Origin of the sequence: Streptomyces sp. NPDC013457 (assembly GCF_043089925.1) — a bacterium.
Classification (GTDB): Bacteria; Actinomycetota; Actinomycetes; order Streptomycetales; family Streptomycetaceae; genus Streptomyces.
Genome location: NZ_JBICBL010000005.1, coordinates 346,526 through 363,216 on the forward strand (window position 1 = coordinate 346,526; position 16,691 = coordinate 363,216).

16 protein-coding genes and 1 pseudogene are annotated in these 16,691 nt (G+C 71.2%); 12 read left to right on the plus strand and 5 right to left on the minus strand.

The genetic code is table 11. The annotated features are described in order from the left end of the window. Positions 1 to 129 precede the first annotated feature (129 nt). The 6 genes from ACF1G2_RS16115 to ACF1G2_RS16140 all read left to right on the plus strand — a co-directional run bounded on the left by ACF1G2_RS16115 (position 130) and on the right by ACF1G2_RS16140 (position 5,028). Positions 130 to 786 (plus strand): 2-oxo-4-hydroxy-4-carboxy-5-ureidoimidazoline decarboxylase, encoded by a 657-nt coding sequence (locus ACF1G2_RS16115; protein WP_391799036.1) that lies wholly within the window; start codon positions 130 to 132, stop codon positions 784 to 786. A 172-nt stretch (positions 787 to 958) separates the two neighbouring features. Continuing rightward, a complete protein-coding gene (gene sdhC, locus ACF1G2_RS16120; protein ID WP_352191932.1) occupies positions 959 to 1,339 on the plus strand; it encodes a succinate dehydrogenase, cytochrome b556 subunit in 381 nt (126 codons plus the stop codon). Between the two features lie 8 nt (positions 1,340 to 1,347). Next, positions 1,348 to 1,821, plus strand: a complete 474-nt coding sequence (locus ACF1G2_RS16125; RefSeq protein ID WP_260229269.1) for a succinate dehydrogenase hydrophobic membrane anchor subunit — start codon at positions 1,348 to 1,350, stop codon at positions 1,819 to 1,821. A 25-nt stretch (positions 1,822 to 1,846) separates the two neighbouring features. Next, a complete protein-coding gene (sdhA, locus tag ACF1G2_RS16130) occupies positions 1,847 to 3,601 on the plus strand; it encodes a succinate dehydrogenase flavoprotein subunit (protein WP_391798863.1) in 1,755 nt (584 codons plus the stop codon). After that, complete coding sequence (locus ACF1G2_RS16135; protein ID WP_391798864.1) at positions 3,601 to 4,359, plus strand: succinate dehydrogenase iron-sulfur subunit; 759 nt, start codon at positions 3,601 to 3,603, stop codon at positions 4,357 to 4,359. The genes sdhA and ACF1G2_RS16135 overlap by 1 nt, the downstream gene beginning before the upstream one ends. Positions 4,360 to 4,485: 126 nt before the next feature. Then, positions 4,486 to 5,028: a hypothetical protein gene (locus ACF1G2_RS16140; protein ID WP_391798865.1), complete on the plus strand. Its 543-nt coding sequence runs from the start codon at positions 4,486 to 4,488 to the stop codon at positions 5,026 to 5,028. 65 nt (positions 5,029 to 5,093) lie between these two features. Here ACF1G2_RS16140 and ACF1G2_RS16145 read toward each other — a convergent pair whose 3' ends face one another. Beyond that, positions 5,094 to 5,639 (minus strand): MarR family winged helix-turn-helix transcriptional regulator, encoded by a 546-nt coding sequence (locus ACF1G2_RS16145; RefSeq protein WP_391798866.1) that lies wholly within the window; start codon positions 5,637 to 5,639, stop codon positions 5,094 to 5,096. Between the two features lie 87 nt (positions 5,640 to 5,726). On the opposite strand from ACF1G2_RS16145, the gene ACF1G2_RS16150 reads away from it, so the two are divergent. After that, positions 5,727 to 6,959, plus strand: coding sequence for an MFS transporter (locus ACF1G2_RS16150; RefSeq protein ID WP_391798867.1), 1,233 nt, complete (start codon positions 5,727 to 5,729; stop codon positions 6,957 to 6,959). A 45-nt stretch (positions 6,960 to 7,004) separates the two neighbouring features. Further along, entirely contained in the window at positions 7,005 to 9,521 is a 2,517-nt protein-coding gene (locus ACF1G2_RS16155) for a DUF4132 domain-containing protein (protein ID WP_391798868.1), read from the plus strand. Here the strand turns inward: ACF1G2_RS16155 and ACF1G2_RS16160 are convergent. After that, on the minus strand, positions 9,493 to 10,278 hold the full coding sequence (locus ACF1G2_RS16160) for an alpha/beta fold hydrolase (protein ID WP_391799037.1): 786 nt from the start codon (positions 10,276 to 10,278) through the stop codon (positions 9,493 to 9,495). The genes ACF1G2_RS16155 and ACF1G2_RS16160 overlap by 29 nt on opposite strands. A 184-nt stretch (positions 10,279 to 10,462) precedes the next feature. Here ACF1G2_RS16160 and ACF1G2_RS16165 point away from each other — a divergent pair, with 184 nt between their 5' ends. Genes ACF1G2_RS16165 through ACF1G2_RS16175 form a run of 3 tightly spaced genes read left to right on the plus strand, consistent with a single transcriptional unit; the run spans position 10,463 to position 12,130 of the window. Next, positions 10,463 to 10,894, plus strand: a complete 432-nt coding sequence (locus ACF1G2_RS16165; protein ID WP_391798869.1) for a hypothetical protein — start codon at positions 10,463 to 10,465, stop codon at positions 10,892 to 10,894. Between the two features lie 10 nt (positions 10,895 to 10,904). Then, entirely contained in the window at positions 10,905 to 11,327 is a 423-nt protein-coding gene (locus tag ACF1G2_RS16170) for a thiol-disulfide oxidoreductase DCC family protein (protein ID WP_391798870.1), read from the plus strand. A 20-nt stretch (positions 11,328 to 11,347) separates the two neighbouring features. After that, complete coding sequence (locus ACF1G2_RS16175; protein WP_391798871.1) at positions 11,348 to 12,130, plus strand: TetR/AcrR family transcriptional regulator; 783 nt, start codon at positions 11,348 to 11,350, stop codon at positions 12,128 to 12,130. 132 nt (positions 12,131 to 12,262) lie between these two features. On the opposite strand, the gene ACF1G2_RS16180 is transcribed toward ACF1G2_RS16175, so the two are convergent. From ACF1G2_RS16180 to ACF1G2_RS16190, 3 genes are all read right to left on the minus strand, one after another. Further along, positions 12,263 to 13,819: an ABC transporter substrate-binding protein gene (locus ACF1G2_RS16180; protein ID WP_391798872.1), complete on the minus strand. Its 1,557-nt coding sequence runs from the start codon at positions 13,817 to 13,819 to the stop codon at positions 12,263 to 12,265. A 243-nt stretch (positions 13,820 to 14,062) separates the two neighbouring features. Beyond that, positions 14,063 to 15,415, minus strand: a complete 1,353-nt coding sequence (locus ACF1G2_RS16185; RefSeq protein ID WP_391798873.1) for a metallophosphoesterase — start codon at positions 15,413 to 15,415, stop codon at positions 14,063 to 14,065. Between the two features lie 12 nt (positions 15,416 to 15,427). Next, positions 15,428 to 15,673 (minus strand): SCO4848 family membrane protein, encoded by a 246-nt coding sequence (locus tag ACF1G2_RS16190; RefSeq protein WP_361442745.1) that lies wholly within the window; start codon positions 15,671 to 15,673, stop codon positions 15,428 to 15,430. A gap of 256 nt (positions 15,674 to 15,929) precedes the next feature. Here ACF1G2_RS16190 and ACF1G2_RS16195 point away from each other — a divergent pair. Then, positions 15,930 to 16,652: pseudogene (locus ACF1G2_RS16195) on the plus strand (D-alanyl-D-alanine carboxypeptidase family protein); the annotation flags it as partial. Positions 16,653 to 16,691 lie beyond the last annotated feature (39 nt).

Consider the following 16,691-nt stretch of genomic DNA (forward strand, 5'->3'; position numbering starts at 1 on the left):
GAGTCCACGCTGACCAGCGACACCCGCGCCCCGTCCCGGAACCGGACCCCGGGCTCCGCAGCGACGCCCGGGACACCCGCCGCGACGCCCGCGACGCCCGGGAACCCCCCGCACTCCGCGCGCCCCGCGATACCTGCCCAGCAGGGCGACCCCCGGCACCTCGCCGTGCACGCCCCGGCGACGGCACCCGCGACCACCGGAGCCCCCGCCGCTCCCGCCACGCCCGACGGGCTCGCGTGTTTCAACGCCGTCCCGGCCGAGGTCGCCGAGGAGCTGCTCCTCTCCTGCTGCCACAGTCCGCGCTGGGCCGAACGGGTGACCGCGCACCGTCCGTACCCGACGCTCGACGCGCTGCTCGCCGCCGCCGACGAGGCCGGGTACGACCTGTCGGTCGCCGAACGCCAGGAGGCGCTGGCCGCGGAGTCCTCCGCCGCGCCCCATCCCGACGCCCCGCCCGCCGCGCACACCGCCCTGCGGGCCGCCCACGCCGCGTACGAGAGCCGCTTCGGGCACGCCTTCGTGATCAGCCTCGACGGTGTCCGGCCCGGTGAGCGCCTCGACCAGGTGCTCGCCGGCATCCGGTCCCGGCTCGCCAACGAGGCGGAGGAGGAGCGGGTGGTCGCCGCCGACGAGCTGCGCCGTCTGGCGCGCGCCCGCCTCGCCCACCACATCGGCGTGACGCTCGCTCCGGACGCCGCCCCCTCGCCCGGCGCGGCGCCCACTCCCGGCGCGGCGCCCCTGCCCGGCGCGGCGCCCACTCCCGTACAGGCGTCCGGAATGCGGTGATTCGGGCGGCGACGATAGCCCGTCCGTGCCTCTTTGATCACACCTATGGACCCCGCGCGAGCGAACCGACAAGTCGTCGCTACGATGACCAGGGCCGGTGGACCGTACCCGGCCGGGTCAGACCGACACTGAAGCCGGCCGACCCTGATCCCCGCTCCCGGAGGGTTTTTCCGTGCCGGCTGGAACGCTGTACCGCGGCCGGGAAGGAATGTGGTCCTGGGTGGCTCATCGAGTCACCGGCGTCCTCATCTTCTTCTTCCTGTTCGTACACGTGCTGGACACCGCTCTCGTCCGCGTCTCTCCCGAGGCGTACGACGACGTGGTCGCCACGTACAAGACGCCGATCGTCGCACTCCTCGAGTACGGCCTGGTCGCCGCCATCCTCTTCCACGCGCTGAACGGCCTGCGGGTCATCGCCGTGGACTTCTGGTCCAAGGGCCCGCGCTACCAGAAGCAGATGCTCTGGACCGTCGTAGGCATCTGGGTCGTGCTGATGGCGGGCTCCATCTACCCCGTCCTCGGCCACGCCGCACGTGAACTGTTCGGGAGCTGACGCCAGACATGTCTGCTGACACCACTTCCGCGATCGGTCCCGTCGAAGGCGCCTCCTACGACGTGGACAACCCGGCCCCGTACATCGAGGCCCCCCGCAAGCGCACCGGCAAGACGCCGCGGGCGACGCGAGGCAACTTCGAGATGGCCGCGTGGCTCTTCATGCGCCTCTCGGGCATCGTCCTCGTCGTCCTGGTCCTCGGTCACCTGCTGATCCAGCTCTTCCTCGACGGCGGCGTCTCCAAGATCGGCTTCGCCTTCGTGGCCGGCCGCTGGGCGTCCCCGTTCTGGCAGGTCTGGGACCTGCTGATGCTCTGGCTCGCCATGCTGCACGGCGCCAACGGCCTCCGTACGGTCATCAACGACTACGCGGAGCGGGCCAACACGCGCCTGTGGCTCAAGGGCCTGCTGTACACCGCCACGGTGTTCACCATCCTTCTGGGCACGCTGGTGATCTTCACCTTCGACCCGAACATCCGCTAGGCACGGGGCTGAGGTAATCCACGTCATGAAGATCCACAAGTACGACACCGTCATCGTCGGCGCCGGCGGCGCCGGTATGCGCGCCGCCATCGAGTCGACGAAGCGCAGCCGCACCGCCGTCCTGACGAAGCTCTACCCCACCCGCTCCCACACGGGCGCGGCGCAGGGCGGCATGGCCGCCGCGCTCGCCAACGTGGAGGAGGACAACTGGGAGTGGCACACCTTCGACACGGTCAAGGGCGGTGACTACCTGGTCGACCAGGACGCCGCCGAGATCCTGGCGAAGGAGGCCATCGACGCCGTCCTCGACCTGGAGAAGATGGGTCTGCCGTTCAACCGGACCCCGAACGGCACCATCGACCAGCGCCGCTTCGGCGGTCACTCCCGCAACCACGGCGAGGCGCCGGTCCGCCGGTCCTGCTACGCCGCGGACCGCACCGGCCACATGATCCTCCAGACGCTGTACCAGAACTGCGTCAAGGAGGGCGTGGAGTTCTTCAACGAGTTCTACGTCCTGGACCAGCTGATCACCGAGGTCGACGGCGTCAAGAAGTCCGCCGGCGTCGTCGCGTACGAGCTGGCCACCGGTGAGATCCACATCTTCCAGGCCAAGGCCGTGATCTACGCCTCCGGCGGCACGGGCAAGTTCTTCAAGGTGACCTCCAACGCGCACACGCTGACGGGTGACGGCCAGGCGGCCTGCTTCCGCCGCGGCCTGCCGCTGGAGGACATGGAGTTCTTCCAGTTCCACCCGACGGGCATCTGGCGCATGGGCATCCTGCTGACGGAGGGCGCCCGCGGTGAGGGCGGCATCCTCCGCAACAAGGACGGCGAGCGCTTCATGGAGAAGTACGCGCCGGTCATGAAGGACCTCGCGTCCCGTGACGTCGTCTCGCGCTCCATCTACACGGAGATCCGCGAGGGCCGCGGCTGCGGTCCCGAGGGCGACCACGTCTACCTCGACCTGACGCACCTCCCGCCGGAGCAGCTCGACGCCAAGCTCCCGGACATCACCGAGTTCGCCCGTACGTACCTCGGCATCGAGCCGTACACGGACCCGATCCCGATCCAGCCCACCGCGCACTACGCCATGGGCGGCATCCCGACCAACGTCGAGGGTGAGGTCCTGGCGGACAACACCACCGTCGTCCCGGGTCTGTACGCGGCCGGCGAGGTCGCCTGCGTGTCGGTGCACGGCGCCAACCGCCTCGGCACCAACTCGCTGCTCGACATCAACGTCTTCGGCAAGCGCTCCGGCATCGCCGCCGCCGAGTACTCCGCCAAGCACGACTTCGTCGAGCTGCCGGAGAACCCGGAGGCCCTCGTGGTCTCGCAGATCGACAAGCTGCGCAACTCCACGGGCAGCGAGCGGGTGGCCGACATCCGCCGTGAGCTCCAGGAGACGATGGACGCCAACGTGATGGTGTTCCGTACGGAGCAGACGATCAAGACGGCCGTCGAGAAGATCGCCGAGCTGCGCGAGCGCTACGAGAACGTGTCCATCCAGGACAAGGGCAAGCGCTTCAACACGGACCTCCTGGAGGCCATCGAGCTGGGCAACCTGCTCGAACTGGCCGAGGTCATGGCCGTCTCGGCCCTGGCGCGCAAGGAGTCCCGCGGCGGTCACTACCGCGAGGACTACCCCAACCGCGACGACGTCAACTTCATGCGCCACACCATGGCGTACCGCGAGGTCGGCGACGACGGCTCCGAGACCGTCCGTCTCGACTACAAGCCGGTCGTCCAGACCCGCTACCAGCCGATGGAGCGTAAGTACTGATGGCTACCCCCGTACTGGACAAGGTCGAGGCGGAGTCCGCCGCCTCCCCGTACATCACGGTCACGATGCGGATCCGCCGCTTCAACCCCGAGGTGTCGGACGCGTCGGTCTGGGAGGACTTCCAGATCGAGATCGACCCGAAGGAGCGTGTCCTCGACGCCCTTCACAAGATCAAGTGGGACGTGGACGGGTCGCTGACCTTCCGCCGCTCCTGCGCGCACGGCATCTGCGGCTCGGACGCGATGCGGATCAACGGCAAGAACAGGCTCGCCTGCAAGACGCTGATCAAGGACATCAACCCCGAGAAGCCGATCACCGTCGAGGCCATCAAGGGCCTCACGGTGATGAAGGACCTCGTGGTCGACATGGAGCCCTTCTTCCAGGCGTACCGGGACGTCATGCCGTTCCTGGTCACCAAGGGCAACGAGCCGACGCGTGAGCGTCTGCAGTCGGCCGAGGACCGCGAGCGCTTCGACGACACCACGAAGTGCATCCTGTGCGCCGCGTGCACGTCGTCCTGCCCGGTCTTCTGGAATGATGGCCAGTACTTCGGCCCGGCCGCGATCGTCAACGCGCACCGTTTCATCTTCGATTCGCGTGACGAGGCGGGCGAGCAGCGCCTGGAGATCCTGAACGACAAGGACGGCGTGTGGCGTTGCCGCACGACGTTCAACTGCACGGACGCGTGCCCGCGTGGCATCGAGGTCACGAAGGCGATCCAGGAAGTGAAGCGCGCGCTGATCACGCGTCGCTTCTGACCGTCGCCACGGCCGGAGGCCCGTTTCTGTACGCTGCGGCGTGCGGGGACGGGCCTTCGGGTTTTCCATGTGCGCACCATGTGTCCGAACCATGTGTCCGAAACACTTCGGGGAGAGCGGGGATTGATGAGCGAGCCGAACCCTTACGCGGATGGTGAGTACAAGTGGGGGCCCGACCAGCCGGGGACGCCCGCCTACGGGTACCCGCAGCAGGCCCCGGGCTACGGGTATCCGCCGGCGGCGCCCGGGCCTTCGTACGAGCCGACGCTGGCAGCGGGCGTGCCGGTGCCTCCGCAGCACGCGCCGATGGGTCAGGGCGTCGGCGGGGCACCGCTGTTGAGCCTCGGAGACATCACCGTCGTCGGTGACCAGATCATCACGCCGGCCGGTGCGATGCCGCTCAAGGGCGCGGTGTGGAACGCGATGGACATGTCGCGGACGGAGGAGAAGATGCCCACGGTCGCGATCGTGCTGGCCGTCGTCTTCTTCATCTTCTGCCTGCTGGGTCTGCTGTTCCTGCTGATGAAGGAGAAGCAGACGACCGGCTTCATCCAGATCACGGTGACCAGCGGCGGCCGGCACCACTCCACGATGATCCCCGCGACCGGCCCCGACACCATCCACTGGGTGATGGGCCAGATCAACTTCGCCCGCTCGCTGAGCGTCTGAGCGCGTCGGGGGGGTGCCCGGGCCGGGTCGGGGTCCGGCCCGGGGCCTCCCCGGGGGTCAGGGGGTCAGGGGGTACGAGGAGCGTCGGCGAGGCCGTCCGGCTCCTCGGCGACGATCATGATCCGGCGGAGCATGTCGTTGAGCAGGGCCCGCTCCCTCTCGTCGAGGACGCCGAGCAGCCGCTCCTCCTCGTGACCCAGGACGTCCATCGCGCCGAGCCAGGTCTCGCGGCCGGAGTCGGTGAGCTGGACGACGACCCGGCGGCGGTCGGTGGTGGACTGCGTCCGTCGGACGAAGCCCCGCTTCTCCAGGGCGTCGAGGCGCCCGGTGACCGAGGCGGGGGCGAGGTCGAGGTCCTGGGCCAGTTCGGAGGGTGCGGCGGTGCCGCCGCGGCCGGCGAGCTTGTGGAGGGTGTCGAACTCGTGCCGCTCCAGCTCGAAGTCGACGAGGGACTGCTCCCGGACCCGCCGCAGATGGACGGAGAGCTTCTTCATCCGGGTCACGGCGCCCTCCACCACCGGGTCGAGGCCGGGCAGGACCGGCTGCCAGCGGGTCACATGCTCGTCGGTCCAGTCCCGCGGTGTGGGCCCTGAGGGCTCGCTCGGCTCCATGGTGTCGATCGTACGTCGCGCTCCATGATTTTTCGAGGCCGAATATTTCGTTGACGAATCATTCGCCACCGAACTACCTTCCCTGTCATGCCCACCGCCTCTTCCGGTACGGTCGCCGCGCCCACGCCCGCACCCGTCCCCCACCCCCTCCGCACCCGCTCCTTCCGCCTCCTCTTCACCGGCCGCGTCCTCTCGCTGCTCGGCGACGCCGCCATCCCCGCCGCCCTGGCCATCGCCGTCTGGGAGGCCACCGGATCGAGTTCCGCGCTCGCGATCGTCCTGGCCTGCGCGATGGTCCCCAAGCTGCTCCTGCTTCCCATCGGCGGAGTCGTCGGCGACCGCTTCGACGCCCGTACGGTCGCGCTGACCACCGACCTCGTCCGCTGCGCGGCCCAACTCCTCGTCGGAGCCCAGCTGCTGAGCGGCGACCCGTCCCTCTGGGTCATCGCCGGCGCCGAAGTCGTCGGCGGCGCCGCGAGCGCCTTCGCGATGCCCACCAACGCCCCCCTGATCACCGGGACGGTGGTTCCCGAGGCCCTGCACCGCGCCAACGCCGCCATGGGGGTCGCCGGGAGCCTCGCCCGCCTCGCCGGGCCCGCTCTCGCCGGCACCCTGATCGTCACGGCGGGCGCCGGGTGGGCGTTCGTCCTGGACGCGGCCACCTTCGCGCTCAGCGCCCTGCTGCTGCTCGCCGTCCGGGTCGAGCGCGTGGCCGTCCCGCGCAGCCCGCTGCTCACGGACCTCAAGGAGGGCTGGCGGGAGGTCAGGTCCCGCGACTGGTACTGGACCAGCCTCATCGGCCACAGCGCCTGGAACGGCGCCGCCGCCGTCCTGATGACCCTCGGCCCGGGCATCGCCGTCACCCACCTCGGCGGCAGCACCGTCTGGGTGGTGCTCCTCCAGGTCGGCGCCGTCGGCTTCCTCGCCGGCGCCCTGCTCGCCGACCGACTGCGCCCCCGGCGCCCCGTCCTGACGGCCAACCTCGGTCTCGCCGTCTACGCCCTGCCGCTCCTGCTGCTGGCCGTCCCCGCCCCCGCGCCGGTGACCATCGCCGCGTACGGACTCGCCCAGACCGGTCTCGGCTTCCTCACCCCCGTCTGGGAGACCGCCGTCCAACGGGCCGTCCCGGCCCACGCACTGGCCCGCGTCAAGTCCTACGACTGGCTGCTCTCCCTCGCCGCCATGCCGCTCGGCTACGCCCTCGCCCCCGTCGCCGCCTCCGCCTGGGGCCCTGAGGTCCCGCTGATCGCCGCCGCGGTCGTGGTGGGCGGCTGCTGCCTGGGGACGGCGCTGGTCCCGGGGGTCCGCAACTTCCGCTGAGGGGGCGGGGTGACGCTGTCAGTGGGGTCGCCTACCTTCGTACGCATGGTGGGGACGACGAGCCTGGAAGTCAGGCTGTACGAGGCGGGAGTACGGCAGCGGACCCAGGGGGGCGCGGCCGTCCAGGAGCTGCTGGAGGACCTGGCGCCCGACGAGCTGCGCCGGGCCGCCCTGTGGATTCACCGGAACCAGTGCCGGGGCGGAGCGGACAAGGTCACCGACTGGAGCGTCTCCTGGCTCGCCGGACGGCGACTGGGATGGTCGGCCTCCCAGGCGGAGGAGCTGCTCGAACGGCTCGTGGGCGTGATGGCCATGGTCGATCCGATGCGGCTGCTGCAGGAGTACGGTCCGCTGATGCGGCTCCCGTTGGCCGCCGCGCGCGAGGCGGGCGACTGCGACCGCGCCCTGCTCCGGGCCGCCCGCACGGCCTCCCTGTCGGCCTGGGGCGACCAGGCGGAGGGCTCGGAGAACGCCGCGATACGGGAGACCCTGGACCGGCTGATCGGCCCCGAGGTTCCTGACGGCACCGGGCTGCCGTGGGCGCTCCTGAACGACGAGGACGCGTACGGGCCCCGGATGCGGTCCGAGCACCCGGAGCTGCTCGCGGCGGCCGGCGCCGCGGCGTTCCTGGAGCACTGCGCGGCGCTCGACGCCGCCCGGCCGACCAAGAAGTGGCAGAAGGCCGCCGGAGAGCTGCTCGCGGCGGTGGAGCGCGGTGACGCGCTCGTCAGGGCGCTGCTCGACGGTGCCGCCGGGCAGGCGGAGCACCTGGTCGTGATGCCCAACCCCATGGGCGTGTACCGCGAACCAGGCCTGGCCGGCGAACGGAACGCGGCGGTTGTGCGCGGAGCCCTGTGGGCGGCGGCCGGACTGCCCGGCACCTGGGTGGTGCCCACCGTCGGGTCGGTCGTACTGAACGCCGGTACGGGCACGGGTGGTTCGGGCGGGGTGTGCCGCAACGCCAGGCTCGCGGCGGCCGGGGTCGCCTTCCTCGGCGCGTGCGAGGGCGAACGGGCCGCCGACGCCGTCCAGTGGCTCGGACGGATCAGAGGAAGGGTCCGCAACCGGACGGTGCTCAAGGCGGCCGCCAAGGCCCTGGAGGCCGTCTCGGGGCGGGCCGGGCTCACGCCGTCGATGCTGCGCGAGCGTGGGGTGCCCGCGCACGGACTCGACGGGCGGGGCATGCGGGAGGAGACGCTCGGGGTGTACACGGCGGTGCTCTGCGTGCAGGAGCCCGGCGTGGCGTCCCTGTCGTTCCGGGGCCCTCAGGGCCGGGTGCTGAAGTCGGCGCCGAAAGCGGTCCGCGAGGCGTACGCCGAGCGACTGACGCTGCTCCGCTCCGCGTTGAAGGAGCTCAGAACGCTGCTGGCCGTGGAGCGGGCCCGGCTGGAGGAGCATCTGGCGGCGGGGACGACGTGGCCCGCGGAGGACTGGGAGCGGTACTACATCGACCATCCGGTGACCGGCCGCGCCGCCCGCGCACTGCTGTGGGAGGTCGCCCCGGAGGCCGACGGACGCTGGACGGCCGGGGTTCCCGAGCGGACCGGCGGCGGCTGGGCGCTGGCCGGCGCGGACGGGACGGCGACCCCGGTCGCACCCGGGTCCCGGCTGCGGCTGTGGCATCCGATACGGGCCGAGGCCGAGGAAGTGGCCGAGTGGCGGGGGGAGCTGACGGAGCGGGAGCTGCGCCAGCCGTTCCAGCAGGTGTTCCGCGAGGTGTACCCCCTCACCCCGGAGGAGGCGGCGACCGGTGCGTGCTCCCACCGGTTCGCGGGACACATCCTGCGCTACGGCCGGGCACGCGCGCTCATGGCCGAGCGCGGCTGGACCGGTGACCGCCTGGGGTACTTCGAGGAGGGCGGCTCCTCCGAGATGGTGCGGGAGCTGCCGCGCCGCGGTGATCTGCCGGTGGGCGAGGGGATGTCCTGGCGGGCCCGGCTCCTCGTCGAGCGGGTCGACGGCGGCCGGTCCGCCGACGGGGTCTCCGTGCTCTGCTCCACCAACCAGGTCCGCTTCGAGCGCCGCGTGGCCTCCGCGGGGGCGCGGGGCGCCTGGGAGACGGTCCCACCGGGCGACGTTCCGGCGCTCGTGCTGTCGGAGACACTGCGGGACGTCGACCTGTTCGTGGCAGTGGCGTCCGTGGGCGCGGCCCCGGAGTGGCAGGACAGCGGCGAGGAGCGGGCGCACGACGGGTACGGGGAGAGCCGCTCGTTCGGCGAGCCGACCGCTTCGGCCCGGATCCGCCGGGAGACGCTGGCCCGGCTGCTGCCGCGCACCGGGATCGCGGACCGCACGGAGCTGACGGACCGCTTCCTGCGGGTCCGGGGCGAGTTGCGCGCGTACCGGATCCATCTGGGCTCGGGCAACGTCCTGATGGAGCCGGAGGACGCTCCGCTCCCCCTCGGGCCGGACCGCTCGCCGCTCGCCCCGGAGAAGGTCTTCCTGCCGTTCGAGGAGGACGGCGGGACGCTGTCGGTGATCCTCGCGAGGGCGTTCCTGCTCGCCGCCGACGCCGGGATCACCGACCGCGCGATCAGCTCACGGATACGCCGGGGGCTGTGACCTCCGCCAGGAAGCCGGCGAGCAGCGCGCTCGTCTCCTCGGGACGCTCCAGGGCGGGAAGGTGGGCCGCCCACTCCAGTTCGAGGTGACGGGCGCCGGGCAGCAGCGTGGCGAGGCGGGCCGACATCGCCCGGAAGTCGGGCAGGTCGTGGGCCCCGGAGACGACCAGGCACGGCAGGTCGATCCCGGTCAGCTCCGCCGACGTCACACCGGCGTCGACCGGGCCGACCTCGTCGGACGCGGCGAGCTGTACGTCGAAGGCGCGCCGCTGCATCACGCGTACCCGCTCGCGCGCCTCGTCGTCGGCCTCCGGGCCGAGCCAGGTGTCGACGTTGAGCACGACCGCCCCGTCCACGTCGCCCGCTTCGAGCAGCTCGTCCTCGCGCCGGCCCCAGGCGCGCAGTTCGTCGCTCGGGCTGTAGTCGGGGATGCCGGAACAGAGCAGCGCGAGCGCCGAGACGCGCCCGGAGTGGCGGACGGCCGTCTCCAGGGCGACCTCGCCGCCGAAGGAGGAGCCGACGAGCGCGGCCCGGTCGGCGCCGAGGGCGTCGAGGAGTTCCACGACATCGTCGCAGTGGGTGTGCAAGCGGTCTACCGGGGTCTCGCCGAAACCGCGGAGGTCGCAGCGGACCACACGGTGCCCGGCGGCGGCCAGCGCCGCGAACTGCGCGTCCCACATCCTCCGATCGCAGACGCCGGAGTGGAGCAGGACAACTGTGGAAGGGCCTTCACCGGCCACGTCATAGGAAAGCATCAGGCGTCACCCTAGGCGCCGGGCCCCCCGATCACCTACGGATTTCCCGGCCCCTCTTCCGCTCCTCCCCCGGCCCCTCCGCCCGCCCTTCCCCGACCCCATGCCCCCACCCCCACTTGAACATGTTCAAACGGGGGTCTACAGTCATGACTGCCAGCTTTTGAACGCGTTCAAGGGAGGGTGGGGCATGGACCTCACTGTCGTCGCGTACATCGTCTACCTGCTCATCAGCGTGGCTCTGACCGTCTGGGTCGCCCGCACGCTCAGCCGCAACGGAAGGATCTTCCTGGCAGACGTCCTGCACGGGAACGAGAAGCTCGCCGATGCCGTCAACCACCTCCTGGTGGTCGGCTTCTACCTCGTCAACTTCGGCTTCGTCGCCCTCTACCTCAATCAGGACGAGACCGTCGCAGACGCCCGGGGGCTCTTCGAGGCCCTGTCCGTCAAGCTCGGCGTGGTCCTCCTCGTCCTCGGCGTGATGCACCTGGGCAACGTCTACGTCCTCAACAAGATCCGCCGCCGGGGCGTGATGGAGCGCGAGCAGGTTCCGCCGGTGCCGCCGCAGGGATGGACCGGCCCGGCCAAGGGCCCCTGGGCCCCGCCCGTCGCCGGAGCGTGAGGAGAGACGGATGAGCCGGCCGCCCGTGACCCCCGTACACCGCCTCACCGTGCTGTACGACGCCGACTGCCCGCTCTGCGTCCATCTGCGTCACTGGCTGCTGCGGCAGCGCAAGCTCGTCCCGCTCGACCTCGTCCCGGCCGCCTCACAGGAGGCCAGGCGCCGCTTCCCGGGCCTCGACCACGAATCCACCCTCAGGGAGATCACCGTGATCGGGGACCGGGGGCAGGTCTACCGCGCCACCTCCGCCTGGATCGTCTGCCTCTGGGCCCTGGCCGAACACCGGCCCAAGGCCCACTGGCTGGCCACCCCCGCCGGACAGCCCTTCGCCAAAGCGACCGTCCTCGCCGCCGCCAGGTGGCGCGAGGCACTCAAGGGCGGCGGACCGGCCTGCGAGGACGGGCGCTGCGAAGTGCCCGGTACGCCCGGCTAGGCTCGGGCACTGTGAAGGACGTGAAGGAAGTACAGCCCGCCGAGCCCGAGCGGACCGGAACCGACGCCGGGGCCAAGGCCCCGGCCAAGGCCGCCAAGAGCGAACAGACCCGCACGCTCATCCTCGAGACCGCGCTCCGGCTCTTCAAGGAGCGCGGCTACGACAAGACGACCATGCGGGCCATCGCCCAGGAGGCCGGGGTCTCCGTCGGCAACGCGTACTACTACTTCGCCTCCAAGGAGCACCTGGTCCAGGGCTTCTACTACCACATCGCCGAGGAGCACCAGGCGGCCGTCGCGGACATCCTCGACGGCGGCGAGAAGGACCTCACGGCCCGCATCCGCGGGGTCCTGCTCGGCTGGCTCGACATCGCCGAGCCGTACCACGAGTTCGCGGCCCAGTTCTTCAAGAACGCGGCCGACCCGGACAGCCCGCTCAGCCCCTTCTCCCCCGAGTCGGAGGGCCCGCGCGAGGCCGCGATCGAGGTCCACCGCCGGGTCATCTCCGGGGCCGACATCAAGGTCGACCCCGAACTGGCCGAGCCGCTCCCCCAGTTGCTCTGGCTCCAGCAGATGGGCCTGGTGCTGTTCTGGGTGTACGACCGCTCCGAGGGCTGCGCCAACAGCCGCCGCCTCGTCGAGCGCCTCGCACCGGTCACCGCGCGGGCGATCTCGCTCTCGCGCTTCCGGCTGCTGCGCCCCCTGGTGCGCGAGACCCACGACCTCCTCGCCGACTTCATGCCGACGGCGGCCGGCATGGCGGCCTCGGGCAGGCCCAAGCGACCGAAGCCCTCGAAGGACTGACGGGCGGGCCGGCGCGACTCGGGCCCGAGGGCGGCTCAAGCCCGGGGGCGGTGCAGGCCCGCGAGGCCGCTCAAGCCCGAAGGCGGCTCAGGCCCCGAGGGGCCGAGCCGCCTTCGTCCGAGCGCGCGCCCGTCAGATCCAGCTGAGTTCCCAGAGGCGCCAGATGCCGGTGCCGTCGGTCAGGTACTGCGAACCGGCGACCTCGGCCGTCGCCAGGACGTAGTCCTTCTTCTGCCAGAGCGGGATCAGCGGAACGTCCTCGGCGACCTCGGCCTGGATGTCCTCGAAGTCGTTGGCCGCCGCCGCCCGGTCGCTGTACTGCTGCGTCGCGGAGATCAGCGAGTCGATCTTCTTGCTGCCGAAGCCGTTGTGCATCGCGTTGTCCGTGCCGACCAGCGGGGCGGTGAAGCTGTCGGAGTCCGGGAAGTCGGGCAGCCAGCCGACGGGGTACGCGTCGTAGTCGCCCTTCACGTACCCCTGCTGGAACTCCTTCCACTCCGCCTCGACCAGCTTGACCTTGAACAGGCCGCTCGCCTCCAGCTGCCGCTTCAGCTCCGCCGCCTCGGCGCCGTACGTGGCGTCCTTGCGGTAGCCGAGGGTGAAGCTCACCGGCGTCTCGACGTCCGCGGCCTCCAGCAGGCTCTTCGCCTTCTTCTTGGACGGCTCGGGATACGTGTCGTAGAACGAGGTGCTGTGGCCGTTGAAGCCCTGCGGGATGAGGGAGTACAGCGGCTCGACCGTGCCGTGGTACGCGCCGGTGACGATCGCCGGGCGGTCGATCACGGCGGCGACGGCCTGCCGGGCCGCCTTCTTCGCCATCGGCGAGCCGGACTTCACGTTGAAGTAGAGATTGCGGATCTCGGCCGTCTGCGCCTCGGTGATCCGGGCGGTGTCCTTGCCGTCCTTCACCGTCGACAGGAACTCCGGCGGCATCTGCCGGTGCGCGATGTCGACCTGCTTGCTCTCCCAGGCGTCGGCGAGCTGCTCGGACTCGGTGAAGTACTTCACGACGACCGTTCCGCCGCGCTTCTCCACGGCGCCCCGGTAGTTCGGGTTCGGCTCCAGGCGAGCGCTCTCGCCGGGCTTGTACTCCTTGAGGAGGTACGGCCCCGTGCCCTGGACCGTGGTGCCCTCGCGCAGCTGCTTGGCCGGGTACTGGTCACGGTCGACGATCGAGCCGGCGCCCGTGGCGAGCTTCAGCGGGAAGGTCGCGTCCCGGCCGGTCAGGTTGAAGGTGACCTTCTGGCCCTCGGCCACGACGCCCTTCAGGGTCGCGAAGAGCGGCGCCGGACCGACGTCCGCCTTGATGTTCAGCATGCGCTCGAAGGAGTACTTGACGTCCTCGCCCGTCACCTTGCGGCCGCCGGGGAAGGTCAGGTCGTCCCGGAGCTCGCACTGGTACGTCGTGAGCCGGGTGCCGATGAACTTGCAGCTCTCGGCGGCGTCGGGGACCGGCGTGACGAAGCCGGGCTTGAAGGAGAGCAGCGACTGGTAGACGTTGCTGTACATCGCCCACGAGCCGGCGTCGTACGCTCCGGCCGGGTCGAGCGAGGTGACCTCGTCCGTGGTGCCGACCGAGATCGGGTCGGTCCGGACGTCGTCGGAAGGCAGCAGCTGCCAGCCTCCCACCCCGGCGGCCACCAGAACTCCACAAGTGATGAGGATCCGCAGACGGACCTTCGACCGCATTGCCGTGCTTCCTTTTTTCGAGCCCACCCCTGGCGCGGCGGCACCCAGCCATGCCGCGATGGCGTCACCCAATCACACGGATTTCACAAGTGGAAGAGTAAACCTTCACAGTGCAGGTATATGTCCGTGATGAGCGACTTCGGGGGACTCAACGGCATGTATCTACCCCAGCGCGATGAGTGACCCGTTCCGCTACACCATCCCGCTATTCCGGACATGCCCCTTCGGGGCCTGCCGGGAGGCTCATGCCTGCAGGGAGGCCAGCTCCACGACGGTGATGTCGGAGGGCGCGCCGACCCGGACCGGAGGGCCCCAGGCGCCCGCGCCGCGCGAGACGTAGAGCTGGGTGTCGCCGTACCGCTCCAGACCGGCGACGGTCGGGTTGGCGAGCTCGGCGAGGTAGTTGCCGGGCCAGAGCTGACCGCCGTGGGTGTGGCCGGAGAGCTGGAGGTCGACGCCGTGGCGTACGGCGTCGTGGATGACGACCGGCTGGTGCGCGAGGAGGACGGCGGCCCTGGCGCGGTCGCGGTCGCCGAGGGCGGCGGCGAAGTCCGGTCCCTGGCCCTCGCTCTCGCCGGCGATGTCGTCGACCCCCGCGAGGTCGAATCCGGCCGCGATCTCCTGGCGCGCGTTGCGCAGCGGCCGCAGACCGAGTTCGCGCACATGGTCGACCCAGGCGTCCGCGCCGGAGAAGTACTCGTGGTTGCCCGTCACGAAGAACGAACCGTGCCGGGCCCTGAGCTGCGCCAGGGGCTCGGCGGCGGGGCCGAGGTTCTCGACGCTGCCGTCGACGAGGTCGCCGACCACGGCGATCAGGTCGGGCTGGGTGCGGTTGACGGCGTCCACGACGCGCTGCGTGTGCGCGCGGCCCAGGATCGGCCCGATGTGGATGTCGGAGACGACGGCGATGCGGTACCCGTGCGCGGCCCGCGGCACCTTGGCCAGCGGTACGGTCACCCGCTTGACGCGCGGCCCGCGCAGCACGCCGTACGTGCCGTACCCGACGGTCCCCACGGCGGCGGCCGCGGCGGCCCCGCCCACGACACGCGAGACGAACAGCCGCCGGGAGACGGCGGTGGCCCCGGCGACGCCCGAGGCCCCGTCGCTCCCGGCCGGGGCGCCGGGGGCGACCGACTCGTCGCTCCCGGCGGGCTCGTCGCTTACGGCGGACTCGTCGCTTACGACGGGCTCCCGGATCGGGGCGGCGGGAGCGGAGGGCGGGACCGTGGCCCGGGCCGGGGCCTCCGCGAGGGCCGGGGAAGGGCTCGGGGCGGTCTCCCGGCGCTCGAAGGCACGCCGCAGCAGCGGGCGGACGGCCTCGCCGACCACCAGCGCGAGGGTCAGGTAGAGCAGAACGGCCAGCCACAGGTAGCCGGGCCAGGCCACGACCTGCTGGAGCCAGAAGGGGGCGCCGGCCCGTGCGGAGACCAGGGCCGCGACCGACAGCGCGGGCAGCCCGAACGCCGCCACGGTCCCGAGCCGCCGCGCCACGCTCCCCCGCGCGGTGACATCGCGCACCAGGCGCCGCCACACGTACCAGTGAACCGTGGCCAGGAGCCCGAGGATCACGACGAACACGAGCAGAAAGACGAGCACGCGCCCCAACCCCTATCCGTGCTCGCGTCGCAACGCGCGCACTCCACGCAACCCGATGACGCCGACCACCGTCCCCAGAACAAAGGACGTGATGGCGAGCAGCAGATGAACCCAGAAGTAGGCCGTCGGGTCGCCCGCGTCGTCGAAGGCGAGACCGCTCCCGTCGTTCCACAGGTTCTTGACGAAAGTGACCCAGATGAACCAGCTCCACACCCCGAAGGCGAGCAGGAACCAGGAGACGGGACGGCTGAGCTTCATACCCTCAGTATCACCACCCGCCCCGGGTGCCTCGTCCCCGGGGCGCCCCGGGCACCCGAGTGGTGGTGACCCGGCGAACCGCCCGGCGGGGTTCGGATCGTTGGGCCGTGCCTGTACGTTTTCGATCGTGTCTGCTTCGAAGAAGACCGCTTGGGCGGTCACTGCTGCTGCGCTGCTTCCGCTTCTGTCCGCCGTCCCCGCCCACGCGGACACGGCGGACAACAAGGAGGAGAAGCAGCCCAAGCCGCCCGCCAAGATGTCGTCGCTCGGCGGGTCGCTGCTCGGCGTGCCCGGTACGCAGGTGCGGCTCGGGCCCGGGGCGCCGGTGCTGCCCAGGGAGCTGAGCGCGCGGTCGTGGATCGTCGCGGACGCCGAGACGGGTCAGGTGCTCGCCTCGCACAACGCCCACTGGCCCCTCGCCCCGGCCTCCACGCTCAAGATGCTCTTCGCTGACACGGTGCTGCCCAAGTTCCCCCGGACGACGAAGCACACCGTCACGTCCGAGGATCTGGCCGGCCTCGGTGCGGGATCGAGCCTCGTGGGGATCAAGGAGAAGTCGACCTACACCGTCCACGATCTCTGGCTCGGTGTCTTCCTCCGCTCGGGCAACGACGCCGTGCGCGTGCTCTCCTCGATGAACAACGGCATCGCGAAGACCGTGCAGGACATGAACGACCGCGCCGAGGAGCTCCAGGCGCTCGACACCCACGTGGAGTCGCCGGACGGCTACGACGCCCCGGGCCAGGTCTCGTCCGCGTACGACCTGACGCTGATCGCCCGCAGCGGCATGCAGAACGCGGACTTCCGGGAGTACGCGGCGACCGCCCGCGCCGCCTTCCCGGGCGAGGAGAAGCCGGGGAAGAAGCGCGAGACCTTCGAGATCCAGAACACGAACCGGCTGCTGACCGGCGACCTGGGCGTCGCGCCGTACCAGGGCATCGCCGGCGTCAAGAACGGCAACACCACGCACGCCGGCGCCACGTTCACGGGCGTTGCGGAGCGCAACGGCAAAGTCCTT

Excerpts from the sequence above, each read along its gene's own strand:
- ACF1G2_RS16180 (WP_391798872.1), bottom strand. The coding sequence starts at position 13,819 with ATGCGGTCGAAGGTCCGTCTGCGGATCCTCATCACTTGTGGAGTTCTG.
- ACF1G2_RS16125 (WP_260229269.1), top strand. The coding sequence starts at position 1,348 with ATGTCTGCTGACACCACTTCCGCGATCGGTCCCGTCGAAGGCGCCTCC.
- ACF1G2_RS16170 (WP_391798870.1), top strand. The coding sequence starts at position 10,905 with ATGAGCCGGCCGCCCGTGACCCCCGTACACCGCCTCACCGTGCTGTAC.
- ACF1G2_RS16140 (WP_391798865.1), top strand. The coding sequence starts at position 4,486 with ATGAGCGAGCCGAACCCTTACGCGGATGGTGAGTACAAGTGGGGGCCC.
- ACF1G2_RS16135 (WP_391798864.1), top strand. The coding sequence starts at position 3,601 with ATGGCTACCCCCGTACTGGACAAGGTCGAGGCGGAGTCCGCCGCCTCC.
- ACF1G2_RS16145 (WP_391798866.1), bottom strand. The coding sequence starts at position 5,639 with ATGGAGCCGAGCGAGCCCTCAGGGCCCACACCGCGGGACTGGACCGAC.
- ACF1G2_RS16190 (WP_361442745.1), bottom strand. The coding sequence starts at position 15,673 with ATGAAGCTCAGCCGTCCCGTCTCCTGGTTCCTGCTCGCCTTCGGGGTG.
- ACF1G2_RS16155 (WP_391798868.1), top strand. The coding sequence starts at position 7,005 with ATGGTGGGGACGACGAGCCTGGAAGTCAGGCTGTACGAGGCGGGAGTA.
- ACF1G2_RS16165 (WP_391798869.1), top strand. The coding sequence starts at position 10,463 with ATGGACCTCACTGTCGTCGCGTACATCGTCTACCTGCTCATCAGCGTG.
- sdhA (WP_391798863.1), top strand. The coding sequence starts at position 1,847 with ATGAAGATCCACAAGTACGACACCGTCATCGTCGGCGCCGGCGGCGCC.
- ACF1G2_RS16150 (WP_391798867.1), top strand. The coding sequence starts at position 5,727 with ATGCCCACCGCCTCTTCCGGTACGGTCGCCGCGCCCACGCCCGCACCC.